Source organism: Clostridium sp. (assembly GCF_050717635.1).
Classification (GTDB): Bacteria; Bacillota; Clostridia; order Clostridiales; family Clostridiaceae; genus Clostridium_AD.
The window spans coordinates 108,922-128,039 of record NZ_JBOITO010000026.1 but is presented as its reverse complement, the minus strand read 5'-3'; the positions used below and the strand labels follow the sequence as shown (position 1 = coordinate 128,039).

14 protein-coding genes are annotated in these 19,118 nt (G+C 30.0%); 10 read left to right on the top strand and 4 right to left on the bottom strand.

The features are described 5' to 3' along the window. The first annotated feature begins 12 nt into the window (after positions 1 to 12). The 3 genes from ACREWB_RS12245 (at position 13) to ACREWB_RS12235 (ending at position 5,179) form a co-directional block, all read left to right on the top strand. Positions 13 to 1,155, top strand: a complete 1,143-nt coding sequence (locus ACREWB_RS12245) for an O-antigen ligase family protein (RefSeq protein ID WP_431547719.1) — start codon at positions 13 to 15, stop codon at positions 1,153 to 1,155. A 68-nt stretch (positions 1,156 to 1,223) separates the two neighbouring features. Next, positions 1,224 to 2,672 carry a flippase gene (locus ACREWB_RS12240; RefSeq protein WP_431547718.1) on the top strand — a complete coding sequence of 483 codons (1,449 nt, stop codon included), beginning with the start codon at positions 1,224 to 1,226 and terminating at the stop codon, positions 2,670 to 2,672. 362 nt (positions 2,673 to 3,034) lie between these two features. Next, positions 3,035 to 5,179 carry a BppU family phage baseplate upper protein gene (locus tag ACREWB_RS12235; protein WP_431547717.1) on the top strand — a complete coding sequence of 715 codons (2,145 nt, stop codon included), beginning with the start codon at positions 3,035 to 3,037 and terminating at the stop codon, positions 5,177 to 5,179. 156 nt (positions 5,180 to 5,335) lie between these two features. Here the strand turns inward: ACREWB_RS12235 and ACREWB_RS12230 are convergent, their stop codons facing one another. Both ACREWB_RS12230 and ACREWB_RS12225 read right to left on the bottom strand, forming a co-directional pair. Further along, complete coding sequence (locus ACREWB_RS12230; protein ID WP_431547716.1) at positions 5,336 to 7,360, bottom strand: right-handed parallel beta-helix repeat-containing protein; 2,025 nt, start codon at positions 7,358 to 7,360, stop codon at positions 5,336 to 5,338. A 32-nt stretch (positions 7,361 to 7,392) separates the two neighbouring features. Continuing rightward, positions 7,393 to 8,613 (bottom strand): nucleotidyltransferase domain-containing protein, encoded by a 1,221-nt coding sequence (locus ACREWB_RS12225; protein ID WP_431547715.1) that lies wholly within the window; start codon positions 8,611 to 8,613, stop codon positions 7,393 to 7,395. Positions 8,614 to 8,883: 270 nt separating this feature from the next. On the opposite strand from ACREWB_RS12225, the gene ACREWB_RS12220 reads away from it, so the two are divergent. Genes ACREWB_RS12220 through ACREWB_RS12200 form a run of 5 tightly spaced genes read left to right on the top strand, consistent with a single transcriptional unit; the run spans position 8,884 to position 12,712 of the window. Further along, complete coding sequence (locus ACREWB_RS12220; RefSeq protein WP_431547714.1) at positions 8,884 to 9,819, top strand: hypothetical protein; 936 nt, start codon at positions 8,884 to 8,886, stop codon at positions 9,817 to 9,819. A gap of 25 nt (positions 9,820 to 9,844) precedes the next feature. After that, on the top strand, positions 9,845 to 10,135 hold the full coding sequence (locus ACREWB_RS12215) for a lasso peptide biosynthesis PqqD family chaperone (protein ID WP_431547713.1): 291 nt from the start codon (positions 9,845 to 9,847) through the stop codon (positions 10,133 to 10,135). Beyond that, the gene (locus tag ACREWB_RS12210; RefSeq protein ID WP_431547712.1) at positions 10,110 to 10,589 is read left to right on the top strand and encodes a lasso peptide biosynthesis B2 protein; all 480 of its coding nucleotides are present in this window, start codon (positions 10,110 to 10,112) and stop codon (positions 10,587 to 10,589) included. Before ACREWB_RS12215 ends, ACREWB_RS12210 begins: the two co-directional genes overlap by 26 nt. Then, positions 10,586 to 12,547 carry an asparagine synthase-related protein gene (locus tag ACREWB_RS12205; protein ID WP_431547711.1) on the top strand — a complete coding sequence of 654 codons (1,962 nt, stop codon included), beginning with the start codon at positions 10,586 to 10,588 and terminating at the stop codon, positions 12,545 to 12,547. The genes ACREWB_RS12210 and ACREWB_RS12205 overlap by 4 nt, the downstream gene beginning before the upstream one ends. A gap of 42 nt (positions 12,548 to 12,589) precedes the next feature. Continuing rightward, positions 12,590 to 12,712 carry a hypothetical protein gene (locus ACREWB_RS12200; RefSeq protein WP_431547710.1) on the top strand — a complete coding sequence of 41 codons (123 nt, stop codon included), beginning with the start codon at positions 12,590 to 12,592 and terminating at the stop codon, positions 12,710 to 12,712. 172 nt (positions 12,713 to 12,884) lie between these two features. Here the strand turns inward: ACREWB_RS12200 and ACREWB_RS12195 are convergent, their stop codons facing one another. Further along, positions 12,885 to 14,576: an ABC transporter ATP-binding protein gene (locus ACREWB_RS12195; RefSeq protein WP_431547709.1), complete on the bottom strand. Its 1,692-nt coding sequence runs from the start codon at positions 14,574 to 14,576 to the stop codon at positions 12,885 to 12,887. A 296-nt stretch (positions 14,577 to 14,872) separates the two neighbouring features. Between ACREWB_RS12195 and ACREWB_RS12190 the strand changes: the two genes are divergently transcribed. Together ACREWB_RS12190 and ACREWB_RS12185 are read left to right on the top strand one after the other, a co-directional pair. After that, positions 14,873 to 16,000 (top strand): betaine/proline/choline family ABC transporter ATP-binding protein, encoded by a 1,128-nt coding sequence (locus ACREWB_RS12190; RefSeq protein ID WP_431547708.1) that lies wholly within the window; start codon positions 14,873 to 14,875, stop codon positions 15,998 to 16,000. Next, a complete protein-coding gene (locus ACREWB_RS12185) occupies positions 16,000 to 17,565 on the top strand; it encodes an ABC transporter permease/substrate-binding protein (protein ID WP_431547707.1) in 1,566 nt (521 codons plus the stop codon). Before ACREWB_RS12190 ends, ACREWB_RS12185 begins: the two co-directional genes overlap by 1 nt. A 64-nt stretch (positions 17,566 to 17,629) precedes the next feature. On the opposite strand, the gene ACREWB_RS12180 is transcribed toward ACREWB_RS12185, so the two are convergent. Continuing rightward, positions 17,630 to 19,114 (bottom strand): 4Fe-4S dicluster domain-containing protein, encoded by a 1,485-nt coding sequence (locus ACREWB_RS12180; protein WP_431547706.1) that lies wholly within the window; start codon positions 19,112 to 19,114, stop codon positions 17,630 to 17,632. Positions 19,115 to 19,118: the final 4 nt, after the last annotated feature.

The following is a 19,118-nucleotide window of genomic DNA, read 5'->3' as shown; positions in this document are numbered from 1 at the left end:
TTGGTGGATTAATTGATTAATATTTTAGAGATTTTGGCTGTCCTTTGGATTATAATTTCGTCTGGATCTGTTTTTTTTACTATTGTTAGAATGCAGGTCACTATGGGTATATTGTTTTTAATTGCTGTTATTTACTTGATGAAAAATGGTAGGATTTCTGAAAGAAATTTGTATATATTCTTTTCAATAACAATAATACTGATAATCAATATTATTATTAATATTGATTATGATATAGCACTTACTGATACTATTATTATATTTATTAAATTATTTTCATTAATGGTGATACAAAGCAATATTAGTATGGATAAATTTAAAAAATATTTTATTAATATAATGGCAGCACTATGTTTAATTAGTGACATTTGTTTTGGAATATTAACGGTAATACCAAACTTCAAATTACCATTGTTAATGGAATCTTTTCGTGGTTTTAACCAATACATTTATACATTTTATTATACAATGTCATGGACTAAAGATTATCAAAGGAATTCAGGGATATTTTGGGAACCTGGAGCGTATCAAGTATTTATAATAATAGCCATCATTTTACTAATGCATAAACGAGAAAAAGATAAATATCGCATACATAAATTTATTTTATTTAGTATAACATTAATAACAACATTTTCAGTAACAGGATATGTATGCTATATAATAGCGTTATTATATAGCTTTTTTATGGACAAGAGTTATAGAAAAGAGAACTTTAAAATTAAAGTTTTATCCTTGATTTTAATAGGTATAATGGTTTTTATTGAGATAAATTTTAATATAATGGGCCACAAATTAGTTGCAAAAGAAGGATCGTACAACACTAGGTATAATGATACCGTTAGTAGTTTAACTGTTATATCTGGAAAGCCTCTCACAGGCTATGGAGTATCTAATAAATACGTAAGAAATAATATGGAAAATAAATACGGGGTAGTACATAACTCAAATGGTTTACTTATATCATTTTATGATTTAGGAATACCTATAATGCTTTTATATCTGTATTTTTTTTATAAAGGGCAAAGAGATATATTTGGTAATAAAGGCTTAGCTTCTATTTATACTTTTTCACTTTTTCTAATATTCTTTAATAGTGAAAGCCTTATTCCGATGACATTGTTTATAAGTTTTATTTTCAAGTGGGAAGATTAATATTCTAATTAAATAATTCTTATATTAGTTATTAAAACAGAACATTATGATATTAGAGGGTGGTAACTTTGAAAGTTATAAAAAATTATTTATATAATTTAACATATCAAATACTTACTATAATTTTACCAATAATAACAATACCATATGTATCAAGAGTATTCGGTGCTGATGGATTAGGTAGATATGCTTTAACTAATACGTATGCACTATATTTTGTTCTTTTTGGTATGGTAGGACTATCAGCATATTCTAGTAGAGAGATTGCATATGTTAGAGATGATAATGAAAAACTGAGTAGAACGTTTTGGGAAATAAATTTATTGAAATTTATAACAATGGGAATGTCTTTAGTTATATATATAGTAGTATTTGGAATGGTTGTAGACTCAAATTATACAAGTGTTTATATAATACAAGCTCTTGTTATTCTAAGTTCTTTAGTAGACATATCATGGTTATTTATTGGATTAGAAAATTTTAAAAAGGTTGTAATTAGAAATACATTAGTGAAAATTATAGGAGTTGTATTAATATTTGTTTTTGTTAAGGATAGTTCTCAAGTATGGCTTTATGCGTTAATATTAGGTAGTACTCAATTTATTGGACAAGTTATAATGTGGTTGGAGATACCCCGAAACATTCACTTTGTATTACCAAAGAAAAAGAATCTACTAACACATCTAAAATATTCAATCAGATTATTTATACCTCAAATTGCTATTAATGTCTATACTATGTTGGATAAAGTTATGTTAGGTGCATTAGTTAATGAATCACAAGTAGGGATGTATGATAACTCTCAAAAAGTAATAAAAATACTTATAACAGTTGTAACTACGTTAGCTATAGTTACAATACCTAAGATGGCAAATTTATATAGAAACAAGAGGTATGAAGAGTTTAATAATAATGTTTATAAATCTTTTTCTTTTGTTTCATTTGTAGCTTTTCCTATGGCTTTTGGATTAATAGGAGTATGCAGGTCTTTTGTACCCTGGTTCTATGGACAAGGGTTTGAAGGGATCATACCCATGTTTTATATAGGTTCATTTCTTATGATTACGTTAGGTTGGTCTAGCATATTAGGAAATCAAGTCTTAATATCAATAAAAAGAGAAAAACATTTTACTATCGCTGTTACAACAGGGGCAATAATAAATGTACTATTAAATTTTTTATTAATAAATAGATATGAAGGTTTTGGAACAACCATTTCGTCAGTTATAGCGGAATATACGGGAATGTTTTTAATGGCATATTTTTTAAGAGACGTATTAAATATAAAAAAATTATTTAAACCCGTAGGAAAGTATTTGATTTCATCATTAATAATGTTTTCTGTAATTTGGGTAATGTGTTCAAATATGAATGCTACAATATTAAGTAGTATTATTCTTACTGTAGTAGGTGGAGTAATATATTTATCAATAATGATTATAACTAAAGATGAAAATTTATTATATGGATATAACTTTATAATGGGTGCATTAAAAAACAAAACCAAGAAAAAGTGATTTCTTTAAGTGGAGGATAATATAGATTATCTAGTAACTCATTTAGTACAGATACTATACAGATACTATAAAGTTAATCACATCAAAGTAATTTATACATATTATGAAATATAGAAAGAACTAACAAAGATACCTGCGAAGGTGTCTTTATAACTATATTCCTCACAATGGTTTTAATATTTACAATATTTAATGTTTTACATACATGTCCGTGCTATTGCAGAAATCCTATTATGTAAGAGTCTCCAATATTCGTGAATTATATAATTTAAACACAAAAACTACATAAAAACATTAAATCACTTAAGTTTTTATGGTGTAAGTAGAATATAAATTATAATTCTAAAATTTGGAGGTATGTTATGGAAAATAGATATAAAATAAATTTTGATATAAAAATAAATGCAGTAACAGATATAAAATTTAAACAAGGAGATATAGATACATCGACCCTTGAAATTACACTTTTTGATGATGGATCATCTGTGGATATAACGGGGGAAGAAATTGAATTTAGATTCCTAAAGGCGGATAATACTATTGTATACCAAAATGCAACGAGTGGGATAAGCATACTCGACGAAAGAAATGGTAAAGTACAGTGTATAATAAAATCTAATACATTAGCTGTTGCTGGTGTAGTAATATGCGAAATACACAGAAGTAAAGATGGTAAAGAATTAACTATGCCAAGTTTTAATTTTGTGGTAGAGAGTTCAATAGGGAAAGACGGTATATTAAGTGCAAACTATATAAGTATTATAGATGATAAATTGGTGGAGATGAATTCAGCAGAAGCTGATAGGGTTATAGCGGAAGATATACGAATATCAAATGAGTCAGATAGAGTTATAGCAGAAGATATAAGAATCTCAAATGAGGGTTTAAGGGGAGCAGATACTTCTAGTAACTCAATCTATATAAATGTAAAAAGTTTTGGTGCTGTAGGTGATGGAATAACTGACGATACCACGGCAATTAATAGTGCTATAGCTTTAGCAATGACAGGTATTACTACCAATTGCGTATACTTTCCAGCAGGAAAATATATAACGCAAGGAATAGCACATGCTAGAGGTATAATGTATTTAGGTTGTGGTTCTGGTATTTCGCAGATACTTCATAAAGATGGTTATCCTACACCTGTTATTCATATTACAGGAGGTACAGATGCATATGTTGCTTGTCCTTATTATGGGTTTGAGGGAGTTTCTATTAGGGGTGGAAGTCAAAGTACTGCATTAGTCTATTATGATGGTCCAATTGATAACCAAGTAAGATTTGTAGATTTACAGTTTGGAGGAGCAGAAGGAGTAGTTACTGATGGATTAAGTGTATCTGACTATCTTAATTGGCATATTGATAGAGTAAGGTTTGATAAAATTGGTGGTTGGGCTATTAATGTTAGAGATGCCAAGACTTTCACTCACTCTATATTTTCTATGAGTAATTTCACCTATGATAATGGCTCACTTGGGGCTACAGGTGGAATGGGCTTAATGTATATGGATACTACTAATATGTCTGCTGAAAAAGGAATAGTCAGTTTTAAGGATGCTAGAATCGAAGTTAATAGAAACTTAATAACTTTTAAGCCATCAAACAGTGTAATAAGGTTTGTTCAAAATAACACAAGATTAGATACATTACCTCCACAAATAATGTTAAATTTAGAAAATATAACAGTGGATGTTAATGCTAAATCAAAGGAAATAAGATTAATTTCTAATGATTATAGAGAAATATCATTGAATGTTCGTAATATGACTGTATATGGTCTTCTAGAAATATATAATAATGATTTGGGCACATCTAAGAACGCAATTCCTGGTCATTTAAGTGCAGTTATTAGAATTTCTCAAATAGTTTCAGATGATACTAGATATGAAGTAGCATATAATAGTAGACTTAATAAGTTTTTAGGTATGAATAGAACTCATGTATCGAGTGACAACTATATTAATCAAGGTGTTTATAGAGTAGGTGATTTCAGTTATTATACCCTACCTTTTAATAGTGGTGGTCGAGTAGGCAGACCTTTTGCATATAAAGCGGTACAAAATGTAGATGGAAGATGTAATGGGTTGAATGCAATTTCAACAATTGGTACAGGAACAATGAATACAGGTGAAAACACAATAACTACTATATCACCAATATATAGTTCATCATGTGTTCCAGGTCAAAGTATAGATATTCCAGGTGCAGGTAAGTCCGGCGCTACATTAACTGCTATGATAACAGCTATTGATTTTACTAATAAGATTATAACAGTTAATAAAACCGCATCAACTACAGTAGTAGCAGTTACAATAACAACCACGCTTGCGAAAATGGCAGTAGTAGATATGGTTTTTTATGGCACAGCGATACCAACTACAGGGGATTGGCAACAGGGTGATAAAATGATTAATACTTCACCGACGGCAAGTGGTTATCTGGGATGGGTATGTGTAACAACTGGAAGTCCTGGTGTATGGAAAGGCTTTGGTTTAGTACAAGCATAAGTCTGAATAAGTTATTACAATTAACTCGCTCTGGACGATAACAGATTTAATTATACCCAAACTTTAGCAATAAAATTGAAATTAATTAAAGAGGTACTTACTTTTTTAGTAAGTACCTCTTTATTATTATTTTTCAACAGACATAGAAGAAGTTGGTTAAAAAGGAGCATATGATTTTCTTCCAATATTCTCAAAAGGAATATTTTTAAAATCTTTCATTTGTTTGAATATAATTGAGTTTTTATTCAATCTAAAATTCATTTTATCCGAATTTACAAATCCAGGATCTACATCATAGTAAATATTATTTTTAACATTTCCATACTTTACAACAGAGTCACTAATTAATGGCATGTTAGTATGATAAAGTAGATTATTTTTAATAACATTATTATCAGGAGTACCAGGGTTACCATTCTTTAGTAAGTCTTTAAGTTCAGGATATTTATTAGTCCAAATCTTACTCTCATATGGAACTTTCTTTAAATTTGTATATAATTGACCTAAATTGTTAGTTAATCCTCCTTCATTAAATTTAATAGAATTCTCGCAATCTACAATAATATTGTTCTCAACAATATTATCCCTTCCTCCTGCAATAAAAATTGGGTCTTTAACCTTATAAAAAACATTCCCATAAACCTCTGCACTACTCATGCAATCATCTAAGTAAATTCCAGAAACTTTCATATCACCAATATTATTATCTATGTTATGCAAAAAATTATACCGTATTATATTTCCTCTGAAAGTCCAATCTCTGCCGGTATAGATAGCACCAACATCATCTGTTTCTGTGGCTACATTATATATTTCATTGTATTCAAGTAGATGATCATTACCAGTAAATAAAATACCAGTATGGGGTGCATCATGAATACTGTTGTGAGAAGCAATTATTCCAACGCCAGAAATTCTAATGGCTGCACTATAGGTTTTCTTTATTCTAGAATAGTTATATATTTCATTGTTTGTGGCATAGTTTTTACAGGGTGTAAGAGTGTTTCTGTCTCCGCCATCAATAATTAAACCACCTGTTCCAGTGTTATAAATTGTACAATTCTCTACTCCATTATTTATTCCACCATTTATAGAAATACCATTTTGAGAAGTATTTCTTATTATACAATTTTTTATTTTAATATTAGTTCCATTTTCAATTACAATTGAAGTAGACCTGTTACTTTCAAAGGTAATACCTTCAAAAGTTATATTTGATACATCCGTCATTGTTATAAAAGGTTCATTAAGCTGAGATAATTGTATTTTTGAATTTGCTATGGAATCATTAGGAAGAAAATACAGAAGCTTCTTTTCATAGTCAATATAATATTCACACTCTTTATCAAGCTCTTCTAATATATTAAAGAAATAAAATCTCTGATTTTCTCTTATGCCATAAGTTACTTCTTCATTGAAGCTAATAAGGTTATTACTAGCATCTATATTTGAAACTTTAATATGAGCATTGCTCCAATTATAATACCAATAGCCACTCATCCAGATATTTTGATTTTTATTCCAAAGAAAAGTTTCAGTTCCACTATATTTAAAAGAATATAATGGAGTGTTGGTATTTTCGATAACTTTTCCAGTGGTAAGAAAATCATCATTTGGAAATCTAGCTAGAGTCATAGGATTATTATTAAAAAATAACTCAGGAGCGTTACTGATACTTTCTTTACTGCTATTAAAATCCATTAAATATTTAGATAAATCAGCCACAAGAATATTTTTAGATGCATCTTTATTTATAAATCTATCAAGTACAGTTTTGTCATTAACTTGTTTAAAATCAGTCGTTTTTAGGTTGTATCCTCCTATAAAAAACACCTCTTCTTTTTTATAGGATTTATATGTAATGGATAATTGTTCATTGTTAGAATTAATTTTTTCTAGAGAGAAGCTTTTGCTTATATAATAGTTACCACCACGAAGAAAAACGGTTATATCTTTATGGATTGTTTTATCTTTTAAAGTTATTCTGATGGCATCTTTTGCACGGTCTAAAGTTTTAAAGGGATGAGTTTTACTTCCGTTACTTGTATCATCACCATAAGTTGATACATAAAAATAAATGCCGGAATTAGATTTATAGAAAATATACATCATTGAACATAGCAACATAGTTGTTAAAACAAATATGGTAAACTTAAATTTATTTTTAGAGAGAGTTTTCATAAAATATCAATGCTCCTTATTGTGAAAACAATTTATAATTGTAACCATCTAAGTAACTTAAGTCGGTCTTTTGCTATTTTTGCTGTTGTGTATAAGGTACCGATTTGTTTGAATTTTGAAAAACCATAGAAGCATAAGGTATACATGATTCTATGTATCCAAGCAAATATAATTAAAAATGGATATTTCTTAGCATAAGAATACTTTACATTAAGTTTTTTAGGAGATGGAAACAAAAATGAAATCATTAAATTTATTTCGTTTGTTGAATTTTCATCATTGTTATAATTTTCTTGCATAATTTTTGTGCTGTTACTTCTTATATAATCTCTTTTACCAAAAACACCGCTGGCAAATATTTCATTAATTAGGAATTCTATATGATGATTGTAATTAAAATATTTTATATCCTGTTCTTTTGGCAAATCCATATTAAATAGCTCCTTACATACAATGAAAATTGTTATTGTAAGGTTTTCAATATTATATAATTTAACCTTTTCAAAAAAAATCTTCCAATCTATATGATCCTTTTTGCTTTCAATGAATAAAACTACGTCGCAAAGTTGACGAAGCCCAAAGCCGGATTTTATCATATGAGATGCCATATGTAATATAAGATGCAACAGTTCATATTCAAGTGATAGGGCTAATATAGGTAAACCATTCATAGCGACAGTCCTTGTGTTTGTCCAAAGCGTTTTATCAAAATGAGAAACTGTTTTAATATGTAGCTCATTTACAAGGGCCCAATGTAAATCGATAGATAGGTGTTTTTTGTGATCAAAGGTACTATGTATTTCAATTGAACTATCTTTATAGTATCCTAGATTTACAAGAACTTTTTCTGATTTATCAATATCACCTTTATGTACTAAAATATCAGCATCAGACATACTGCGAAGTTCAGGATGTGGATATAAGTCTCTAATTACTAGGCCCTTTAATGCAATTATAGGTATATTAGCTTCTCTAAAATTCTCAAAGACTTTACTCATTTGTTTTATATGCATTATTTGGTTAATTCCACATAAAAGGGAAGCTCTTTTCCACTTAGATATTAGCTCTTCATCAATAGTAGCGTATTGATGAAGAGCTTTTAGTGTTGGGAATATAAGTGGAGTAACATTATGGGCTTCTGCTTCTTCGAAAACATCCAGCCAATTTATATTATCTGTATTTAAATTTTCAACTTTTGTTTCTCTTATTGAGGAAGACAGTAAAAAAATTATAGTTTTTTGAGTTTTATTCATAATATTTCCTCCTGTAAAAGTAATAATATTATATGCTTATTTTAATATTGTATAATAATTAAAAATACAAATTAATCATAACATAAAAGTAAAATAATGTAAACGAAAGAAGGCGATTAAAACGCCTAATTCTTTTTACTATTAATTCAAGTATCACATTGACAATATGTGAAAAAAATGTATAATATTATAAGGGAGAGAATTTAAAAAGGGTTATGTATTTTTTAAAAATTGAAAGCTTTAATAAAACGTTTTATAGGAGAAAATGATATGGAAATGTATAAGAAGGAAAACAGATATTTTTACCGTGCCTTTGGATTAAATATTGCTTCAGATATTTATCTTCCTGAACTGATGAAATTGGAATGTAAAGATGAGTGTGAAGGTGATGTTAATATTTATTTAGATAGGGTGCCGGAAGAAGTTAGTGAAAGTATTAGTGATAACGAATATTTTAAAATATCGAAAAATGAACTGCTATTTAATGTTGATGGTGTTGCAAAATATTATATTGTAAATGGTAAAACCATTATAGTAGAACCTGACACGCAAGCTAACAATAATTCAGTTAAGCTATTTATATTAGGGTCTGCATTAGGAGTACTCCTTATACAAAGAGATATAATTCCTATACATGGAAGTGCAGTAGTTATTAATGGAAAGTGTGTAGTATTTACAGGAGCTTCCGGGGCTGGTAAGTCAACAATATCTTCTGCTTTACGAAAAATGGGACATGTTTTTTTAGCTGACGATATTTCAGCAGTAACTTTTAATGAAGAGGGTATCCCTTTAGTGCAACCAGCATATCCTCAACAAAAACTATGGAGTGATAGTTTAGAGGTAATGGGGGTAGATAGTAATAAGTTGTTAAAAGTATATGATGATGATGAGGATAAGTATGCGGTTAAAGTGGATAAAGGATATTCAAGTGGACCTGTTCCAATTTCCGCTATTTTTGAACTGAGTCAAGAGGAATGTACCGGTGTAGAAGTGAAACAGATTTTGGGAATAGATAAACTTAATAGTTTACTTAAAAATATATATCGTGTTGAGTATCTAAAAACATTAGGTATATGGCCGGACTATTTTAAAAAATGTTTAAATGTGTCTAAGGACACTAAGTTTTTTAAACTAATAAGGCCAGCAGGTATATTTTCTATAGAGGATCAAGTCAGACTGATAAAAGAAAAAGTAGAATGTTTATAATATAAGGCGAGGAGTAGGTAGTAATATGGGGAAAGATAGAGAAATTTTACTTGATAATGTTATTGTTCAAAAAATAGGATTAGATTCTACAGATATGAATGGTGAGATAGTTATGATGGATATTAATAAAGGAAAATATTATGGATTTAACATTGTTGGTAGCCGTATATGGGAGCTTATTGAGAAACCCTTAGAAGTAAAAAAAATAATTTCAATATTGTTAAAGGAATTTAATGTGGATGCACAAACTTGTGAAAATTCGGTAATGACATTTTTAAATAGGTTGTATCATGACAATATTATATCGATTAATTAATAAACTAAAGAAATTTTCGAAACTTTCATTTAGGGATCAATGGTTACTTATCCAAGTATTTATTTTGTCTGGAATAGTCCGTTTTGCAATTTTATTTTTACCTTTTTATAAGTTAGCAAGGTTTGCTGGTAAGTATAAGGAAGAATCACCTCAATTGTTAAATGATATTGAGAAGGTTAATATGAACAAAATTGCTTGGGCTGTCTGGATTGTTAGCAGATATACTCCTTGGGAAAGCAAATGTTTTGTTAAAGCCCTTACGGCACAAATAATGCTTAAAAAAAGGAAGGTAAGTACTACTTTATATTTGGGAGTAGCAAAGGATGAAAAAAATAATCCTATTGCACATGCATGGCTTAGAAGTGGAACAGATATTATAACTGGTGGAAGTGGTTATAGAAGTTTCACTCAAGTTGCAAAATTTGCAACTAACATTGGGGGTGAAAAGCAATGAGCGCAATCTGTGGTATTTTAAATCTTAATGGTGATGAAATACAAGGGGAAATAAGTGCAAGTATAATGGAGAAACTAAGCCAATATAAAGTGGATAAGCTTGGAACTTGGAATAATAAAGGAATATTCTTAGGCTCGGCAGTGCAACATATTACATTAGAATCTAAATTGGAAAAATTACCATATTATGATGAGCTAGAAGAGTTAGTTATTACAGCAGATGCAATTATTGATAACCGTAGAGAACTTTTTTCTTTAATGAACATACCACAGTTAGAATGGAGTAATATACCTGATAGCCAGCTTATTTTAAGAGCATATAAAAAATGGGGAGAAGAGTGTCCTAAATATTTAATAGGGGACTTTGCTTTTGCAATTTGGAATGATAAAACAAGAGAGATATTTTGTGCTAGAGATCATGTAGGAAATAGAGCCTTCTACTTTTATTGTTCTTCAAATATATTTGCATTTTGTACACTTTCAAAACCCTTGCTTTGTGTTTGTGAAAAAGGGGCGAAGCTAAACGATGAATGGATTGCAAACTTTTTATCCTTAAAAGGGCCTATCCATGAAGTTGATAGTAATCAAACTGTATATGCTGACATTAATCAGTTATTACCTGCATATACTATAAAATTAAGTGATAAAGGAATGATAAAAGAACAATACTGGGATCCATTAAGCCTACCAGAACTTAGATTTAAAACTGATGTGGAGTATGAACAAGAATTTAGAAAAGTGTTTTTTGAAGCAGTTAATTGTCGTCTTCGCAGTATGGGTTCTGTAGGGATAATGATGAGTGGAGGTCTTGACTCTGGATCGGTGGCTTGCATAGCTGCACAAAAATTAGAAGTTATTGGGAAAAGATTGAAGGCTTTTAGTGCTATTCCATTTTCGGACTACAAGGATTGGTTACCCAAAAATGTTGTAACAAATGAAAGTGAATTTATTGAAGTAATACGTGAACAATTTAAAAATATAGATATTGAATATTGTAGTTCAGAAGGGAAAAATTCAGTTACAAATATTGAGGAATATATAGATTTTCTTGAACAACCATATAAATTTGCGAAAAATTTTTTCTGGGTTAATGAGATAGCTAATGCTGCTGTCAAAGAGGGTTGTACTGTTCTACTGGATGGACAATATGGTAATTTTACAGTTTCTTTTGGAGATTTACCTACCCACCTAATTACTCTATTTAGAAGAGGAAAGTGGTTATCATTAGAAAGAGAAATTAGAGCGTACAGTAAGTTTCGTAATTGTAAAAGGGTTGACGTTAATAAGGAATTTTTAAAAATAATTTTACCTGATAATATAAAAGGTATTTACAATAGGATAAGAGGTAGAAAAAAAAATAATGAGAAAAATAATATTTGGAAACTAGTAAATCCAAAATTATCATTAAAATATAAAGTTGATGAAAGGTTTAGAAAAAATTGTATTGGACCATATAGCAAGATAAATTCAGATTTAGCTGAAGTACGCAAGGCTTTTGTTAGCCCAATATATTTTTCACAAGTAGGGGCTGTAGATACTAAAACCTCATTAAAGTATGGCTTACAAAAGCGAGACCCTACTAGAGATAAAAGAGTAATTGAATTTTGCCTAAGATTGCCTTCAGAACAATATGTGCAAAATGGTCATGAAAGAAGTTTAATCCGTAGGTCTATGGCGGGAGTTTTGCCAGATAAAGTAAGGCTTAACTATGACATTACTGGAACTCAAAGTGCCGATTGGATACAAAGATTATTACCTATTTGGCAGCAAATTAAAACGGAATTAGAAAATATGATGAAAAAAGAAAAATTTAAGTCATATATCGATGTGGCTGAAGTTGAAAAGGCTTTGCAAGATATTGGAGATTATCCAGAACAAAATATATCAGCAGATATGAATATGGTAATTATTAGTTTAATCTTTGGGCGTTTTATTAACAAATTTGAAGCCCGAATTTAATATAAATCAAATTTTAAGTATATATAAAGGAGGTGAAAAATTATGAAACAATGGGAAAATCCAAAAGTATGGGAATTAAGCACAGAAGACACAAAAGGAACATTAAATGGTGGCGAGGAAGATCATATATTAGTGGGAGATCATATTTATGGATCTAAGTCTTAGTTTTAACTAAATGTACTTAAAAAGCTAAACCATTGGCATAGTCAATGGTTTAATTTTTTTGCTATTAAACTAGAGTAAATGTTAAGTTATTAAATGGAAAAATAAAGAGGAGCCCTTATAAATTTAGGGACTCCTCTTTGTTATTGCTAACACGTTAGTATTGTTATTGATACTAAATTGCGTCAAAAGCAGCATCCTCAGGTGTAAAATTATCAAGCTCAAGTAAATAGTTATTTTGTAATTTAAAGATCCTGTGGCATATTTTTAAAGCTGTTGGTCTATGTGTTATGATTATGCAAGTTCGTTTAGGGTGTAGGCGTTGTATTGTCTGAAGTACTTTTATTTCTGTTTCTGTATCAAGAGCTGAGGTTGCTTCATCTAATAATAGTATGGGAGTATTTCTAATTAATGCCCTGGCAATGGCTAATCTTTGTGCTTGTCCTTCAGATAAACCTAAGCCTCGTTCTCCAATTGTGGTATACAGGCCCTGCTCTAAAATTTCAATAAATTCCCAAGCACAAGCATCACGAGCTGCAGTTTCAAGCTGTTTATCAGTAGCATTTGGGGACCCATAACGAAGGTTTTCCGCTATAGTTCCTGAAAAAAGTGAATTTCCTTGTGGAACATAGGATATCATTTTTCTATTTGAAGCATTGATTTCATATTTTTCATTTTTATTTGTAATAAAAATATGTCCATCATTTGTTTGGTATAGAGAAAGCAGTAAGCGTACCAAGGTTGTTTTTCCTTCACCAGAAGCACCAGTGAGGGCTACTATTTCACCGGGGTATATATTAGCGAATACATCCTGTAATATAAATTTATCTTTTTTATAATAAAAATTAATATTTTCAAATATAATGCCTGCAGAATTGAAATTTGTAGCAGTAGTGTCAAAAGAATCAAGATTAAGGTTTTCAAGTTCTATAATTCTTTCACTGGAAGCTACAGCAGAAATTACCTGTGGTAATGAAGAAGCAAGAGCTGAAAATGGACCCTGTATATTACTAATTAGTTGAAGCATTGCAGTAAGGGTTCCGAAGGTGGCAGTGCCTTTGGAAAGTTTTAATCCTCCCAAGCTAAAAACAAGCAAAAATCCAATCCAAGAAGCTAATGAAAGGATAGAATTAGAAAAAATATTTATACGGTTTCGTTTTAATACTAAATCTAATTTAATTTTTTGAATATCTTTGATTTTCTCGTTTTTTTGTTTTTCTAGACAGAAGCTTTTAATTATAACAATATTTTGTATAGATTCATTAAGTAGGGATCGATATTCAGATTCTATTTTTTGAATTTTAGTATATATTATTTTTAGCTTTCTAGAATAAATTCGGCTTAAAAAAATAGGTATAGGTGAAAGGCAAAGGGTTAGCAATGCTATAACTGGATCGTAGAAAAAAAGTACTATAGTGGATGCAATTAAGGTAATTCCGAGTGATATGATATTTGGTAATGTGTTTACAAGTACATTTGAAATTGCATCAACATCACTGGTTAACCTAGTTAAAATATCACCACTGTGGTACTTTGAAAATTCTAACCATTTAGTGTTTAAGAGTCGTGAATAAAGATTTTTTTGTATGAAATTAGTAATTTTAGTGGAGCTTCTTGCAGATAATGCTGATGCAATTGCACGACCGGCTATATCTAGTATTATAAATATTGCAAGTACGCTTACCCATAGCATCATTTGATTAAATTTTGAGGTTGTAGCAGCATCTATAAGTTTTTTTGTTACAATAGCTCTGTATACGGAAGATAATGAGATTATTCCTCCTAAAACAATTAAAAAGGTTAACAGTGAAATGGAAGTTTTGGCTTGTTTTAATATCCATTTTATTTTAGTAACTGTAGTTTTCATTATAAATACCACCTTATTTAAAGCTTTTTTAGTAATTTAATAGATTCCCACACTAAAAATATAATAACATATATGTATTAAAATGTAAATAAAGGAAGTGGTTCTTATAATGAAAGTATAGAATAAAATTTTGTTTTGCAAGTTATAGAATATAGTTATTTTAAATAATATTTGGTGAATTAAATAAGTTAAAAAAGTGCATTTATGTAATTTGTGCAAGCAACAACTTTATGATATAATAAAGTTGTTGCTTGAAAATCAAGTGAAAAAAATTGCAACACAAGGGGGAATAAAAAATGATTGAATTTATAAATGTAAAAAAATCATTTAAAGATAAAGTTGTAATTAAAAATATGAGTTTAAAAATCAATAAAGGTGAATTTGTAGTTTTTATAGGCCTTAGTGGATGCGGTAAAACAACTTCACTAAAAATGATAAATAAACTTACTAAAATAACATCAGGAAAAATTCTTATAGATGGTAAAGATATAGAAACAGAAGATACTATAGAACTAAGACGTAATATGGGGTACATAATACAGCAAACTGGAGTATTTCCACATATGACAGTTAAAGAAAACATAGAGCTCATTCCTAGACTTCAAAAATTAGATGTTGATAAAATTGAAAAAAGAACTTTAGTATTATTAGAAATGGTAGGGTTAAACGCAGAAGAATATATGAATAAATATCCAGGAGAGCTAAGTGGTGGACAACAACAAAGAATTGGAGTTGCTAGAGCTTTTGCAACAAAACCAGATATAATTCTTATGGATGAACCTTTTAGTGCATTAGACCCTATAACTAGAAACGAACTTCAAGAGGAACTCTTCAATTTACAACAAGAAGTAAAGAAAACAATCGTTTTTGTTACTCATGATATGGATGAAGCATTAAAGCTTGCAGATAGAATTTGTATACTTAAAGACGGAGAAATAGTTCAATATGATACACCAGAAAATATTCTAAGAAATCCAGCTGGTGCGTATGTTGAGGAGTTTATAGGTAAAAACAGAATATGGAGTAATCCAGAATTTATTAAGGCTAAGGATATTATGATTGAAGATCCTGTAGCTATAAGTGGTAAAAGAAGTATAATTCAAGGGCTTGATATAATGAAGAAAAACAAAGTGGATAGTCTTTTAATTACTGATAGAGATGGGAAATTGTCAGGAATCGTTACATTAAAGGATATAAAAAAGGATATAAACAAAACTTCTAAGTTAGAAGAAATAATGGAAGAAGAAGTTATAACAGTTAAAGACAATGACAATTTAGTTAATATATTGGAAACAATGAATAAGCACGGCATTGGGTATGTTCCAGTTGTTAATGATGATAAAAAACTTGTGGGATTAATTACAAGAAGTAGTTTGCTTTCAATACTTAGTGAACAATTTATTGACATGGAGGTGAAGGCATAATGAGTGGGTTTATTGATTTTGTTATTTCTAGAAAAGAAGAGATATTAAAGTATTTATTGCAACATTTACAATTAACTGTTATAGCAGTTCTCATTGCAATAGCAATAGGAGTTCCCCTAGGAATATTAATTACTAGAGTAAAAAAACTTTCTAAACCAGTTATTGGATTTGCGAATGTTATTCAAGCGGTACCAAGCATAGCACTTCTTGGATTTGCAGTTCCAATACTCGGGATTGGTGATACACCAGCTATTGTTATGGTAGTGCTTTACTCGCTTCTTCCAATAATAAAGAATACATATACAGGGCTAAACAACATAAATCCAGATATGTTAGAGGCAGCTAAAGGCATAGGAATGACCAATGCACAAATTCTTAAAATGATACAAATACCATTAGCTCTTCCAATAATAATGGCAGGTATTAGAATATCAGCAGTTACGGCAGTAGGACTTATGACTATTGCAGCGTTTATTGGGGCTGGTGGACTAGGTTATATGGTATTTGCAGGGGTTCAAACTGTTGATAATAATATGATTCTTGCAGGAGCTATTCCGGCATGTATATTAGCACTACTAATTGACTTTGTAGGAGGGCTAATTGAAAAATCAGTTTCTCCAAACGGAATTAAAGATACAGATGGACATATGAAAACTGGTAAAAGGAAAAAGGTTAATAGTAAAGTAATACTTATTGTATCGGTATTAATAATAGGGACAGTTGTAGGGGCTAGTATTTTTAAACCTAAAGAGAAAAAAATTGTTGTGGGTTCTAAAAATTTTACAGAACAATTGATTTTAGGAAATATTGTAGCTGATTTAATAGAAGGAAATACAGACATCAAAGTGGAAAGAAAATTAAATTTAGGTGGTACTTTAGTGGCATTTTCTGCATTACAAAAGGGAGATCTTGATATGTATGTGGAATATACAGGAACTGGTCTTGTTAATATACTAAAACAAAAGGCAATTAATGACCCACAAAAGGTATATGACATAGTTTCTTTTGAGTTTAAGACAAAATATGCTTTAGATTGGCTTGAACCTTGGGGCTTTAATAACACATATGCACTTGCAATTAGACAAGATACGGCTAAAAAATATAATATAGAAACTTATTCAGACCTTGCAAAAGTAAGTGATAAACTTATAATGGGGCCAACTATAGAATTTGCAAACAGATCAGATGGATATATAGGTCTTGCGAAAGAATATAATATGAAATTTAAAGATCTTAAGGCTGTTGATTCTGGACTTAGATACAAAGCTTTAAATTCTAAGAGTAGTGATGTAATAGATGCTTTTTCAACAGATGGACTTTTAAAAGGATTTGATTTAAAGGTACTTAAGGATGATAAGAATTTCTTTCCTCCTTATTTTGCAGTTCCACTAGTTAGAGAAGATACCTTAAAAGAGTATCCAGAACTCAAAGATGTTCTAAACAAATTGTCAGGTAAAATGGATGATGAAATGATGAGGGTCTTAAATAATAAAGTTGATAAATTAGGCGAGTCTCCTGAAAATGTTTCTAAGGAGTTTTTAAAAGAACAAGGATTTATAAAGTAATTTAGAAAGTTTAAAAGTGGTGTTTTAAAATACATATAAGTATTTTAAAACACCACTTTTTTTATTATTTGGTTTTATGTAACATAAAGTTTTCTCCGCGATGTAAATCAATATCATCTAATTTTATTGCCCTTAGTGAGTCAGCAACATTTTTTTCAAGGGATAACTTTCCATATTTATCTACTTCGGTTTTATCTTTTCTACCATGACTAAGAGAAGCTGCGCCTCCAATACATCCACCGGTGCAAGCCATTCCTTCTATGAAATTGCCAGCTGATCTATTAAATTTTAGTAATTTCAAGGCTTTATCACATTCAATAAGACCATCACAACTTATAGGCTTAAATTCTAGATCAGTATTAGCCTTTTCAACTAAGTGTTTTACAGCTTCTGTAAGGCCTCCGGATCTAGCAAAGATTCTTCCATAAAATGAAGCGTTATTTAGAGGAAGTTCTTCGCACTCTGCTATATCTATTTCAAAAGCATCAAGCATTGCCTGGAGTTCTTCAAAAGTCATTACGTAATCAGTAATCCCTTTTATATCGTGTTGTTTTATTTCCATTTTTTTAGCTGTGCAAGGTCCGATAAATACAACTTTGGCTAGCGGATCTGTATTTTTAATAAGTTTAGATATGGCTATCATAGGTGAAACTGTGCTGGAAACATGTTTACCAAGCTCCGGATAATTTTTTTTAATGTATGACACAAAAGCTGGGCAACAAGAGCTTGTCATAGTTTTGAGTTCCTCTATGGTTTCTATAAATTCACTTGTTTCATGTTGTGCTACCATATCTGCACCAAGGGCTACTTCTATGACATCATGAAAACCTAATTGTTTTATACCGGAAACTACTTGTCCAATTTTGGCATATGTAAATTGGCTAGAGATTGCAGGTGCAATGATAGCATATACATGAGTTTTTTCATCTTCTTTTGCTTCAACCAATGCATTTGTAATATCTACTACTGAGGATTTATCCATAATAGCACCGAAAGGACATTGATAAACACAAGCACCACATTGTATACATTTATCATTATCGATTACTGCTTTTTTGTCTTCATCAATGCTTAAGGCTCCTGCGCTACAAGATCTTATGCAAGGTCTCATAACATCAGAGATTGCATTATAAGGGCAAGCATCTTTGCATTTACCACATTCAATACATTTATTTGGATCTATGTAAGATCTTCTATTTATAGATTGAATTGCGCCTACAGGACATACTTGAATGCATTTGTGAGTTAAACAACCTCTACAAGCTTCAGTAACTCTAAAACGTTGTATAGGACATTCATCGCAAGCAATATCAATTACTTCAATAACATTTTTATTTTTTTTATTTCCACCCTTTATAAGTTTTATTCTCTCACCAATAATTGCTCTTTCCTTATGAATACAACAACGGGTTCTTGCTTTAGGTCCTGGAACTAGGACTTTAAATAAGTCTTTACCTTCCTTTTTTAGAGTTCCTTTGCGGGCAAGTTTTACAACTTCTCGTATTACCTCGTATTTTATGAGTTGTATATCATTATCAAAAACCTTCAAGTTT

Coding starts and splice junctions, on each gene's coding strand:
- ACREWB_RS12210 (WP_431547712.1), top strand. CDS start 10,110: ATGACAATATTATATCGATTAATTAATAAACTAAAGAAATTTTCGAAA.
- ACREWB_RS12235 (WP_431547717.1), top strand. CDS start 3,035: ATGGAAAATAGATATAAAATAAATTTTGATATAAAAATAAATGCAGTA.
- ACREWB_RS12205 (WP_431547711.1), top strand. CDS start 10,586: ATGAGCGCAATCTGTGGTATTTTAAATCTTAATGGTGATGAAATACAA.
- ACREWB_RS12220 (WP_431547714.1), top strand. CDS start 8,884: ATGGAAATGTATAAGAAGGAAAACAGATATTTTTACCGTGCCTTTGGA.
- ACREWB_RS12195 (WP_431547709.1), bottom strand. CDS start 14,576: ATGAAAACTACAGTTACTAAAATAAAATGGATATTAAAACAAGCCAAA.
- ACREWB_RS12230 (WP_431547716.1), bottom strand. CDS start 7,360: ATGAAAACTCTCTCTAAAAATAAATTTAAGTTTACCATATTTGTTTTA.
- ACREWB_RS12185 (WP_431547707.1), top strand. CDS start 16,000: ATGAGTGGGTTTATTGATTTTGTTATTTCTAGAAAAGAAGAGATATTA.
- ACREWB_RS12215 (WP_431547713.1), top strand. CDS start 9,845: ATGGGGAAAGATAGAGAAATTTTACTTGATAATGTTATTGTTCAAAAA.
- ACREWB_RS12190 (WP_431547708.1), top strand. CDS start 14,873: ATGATTGAATTTATAAATGTAAAAAAATCATTTAAAGATAAAGTTGTA.
- ACREWB_RS12225 (WP_431547715.1), bottom strand. CDS start 8,613: ATGAATAAAACTCAAAAAACTATAATTTTTTTACTGTCTTCCTCAATA.
- ACREWB_RS12200 (WP_431547710.1), top strand. CDS start 12,590: ATGAAACAATGGGAAAATCCAAAAGTATGGGAATTAAGCACAGAAGAC.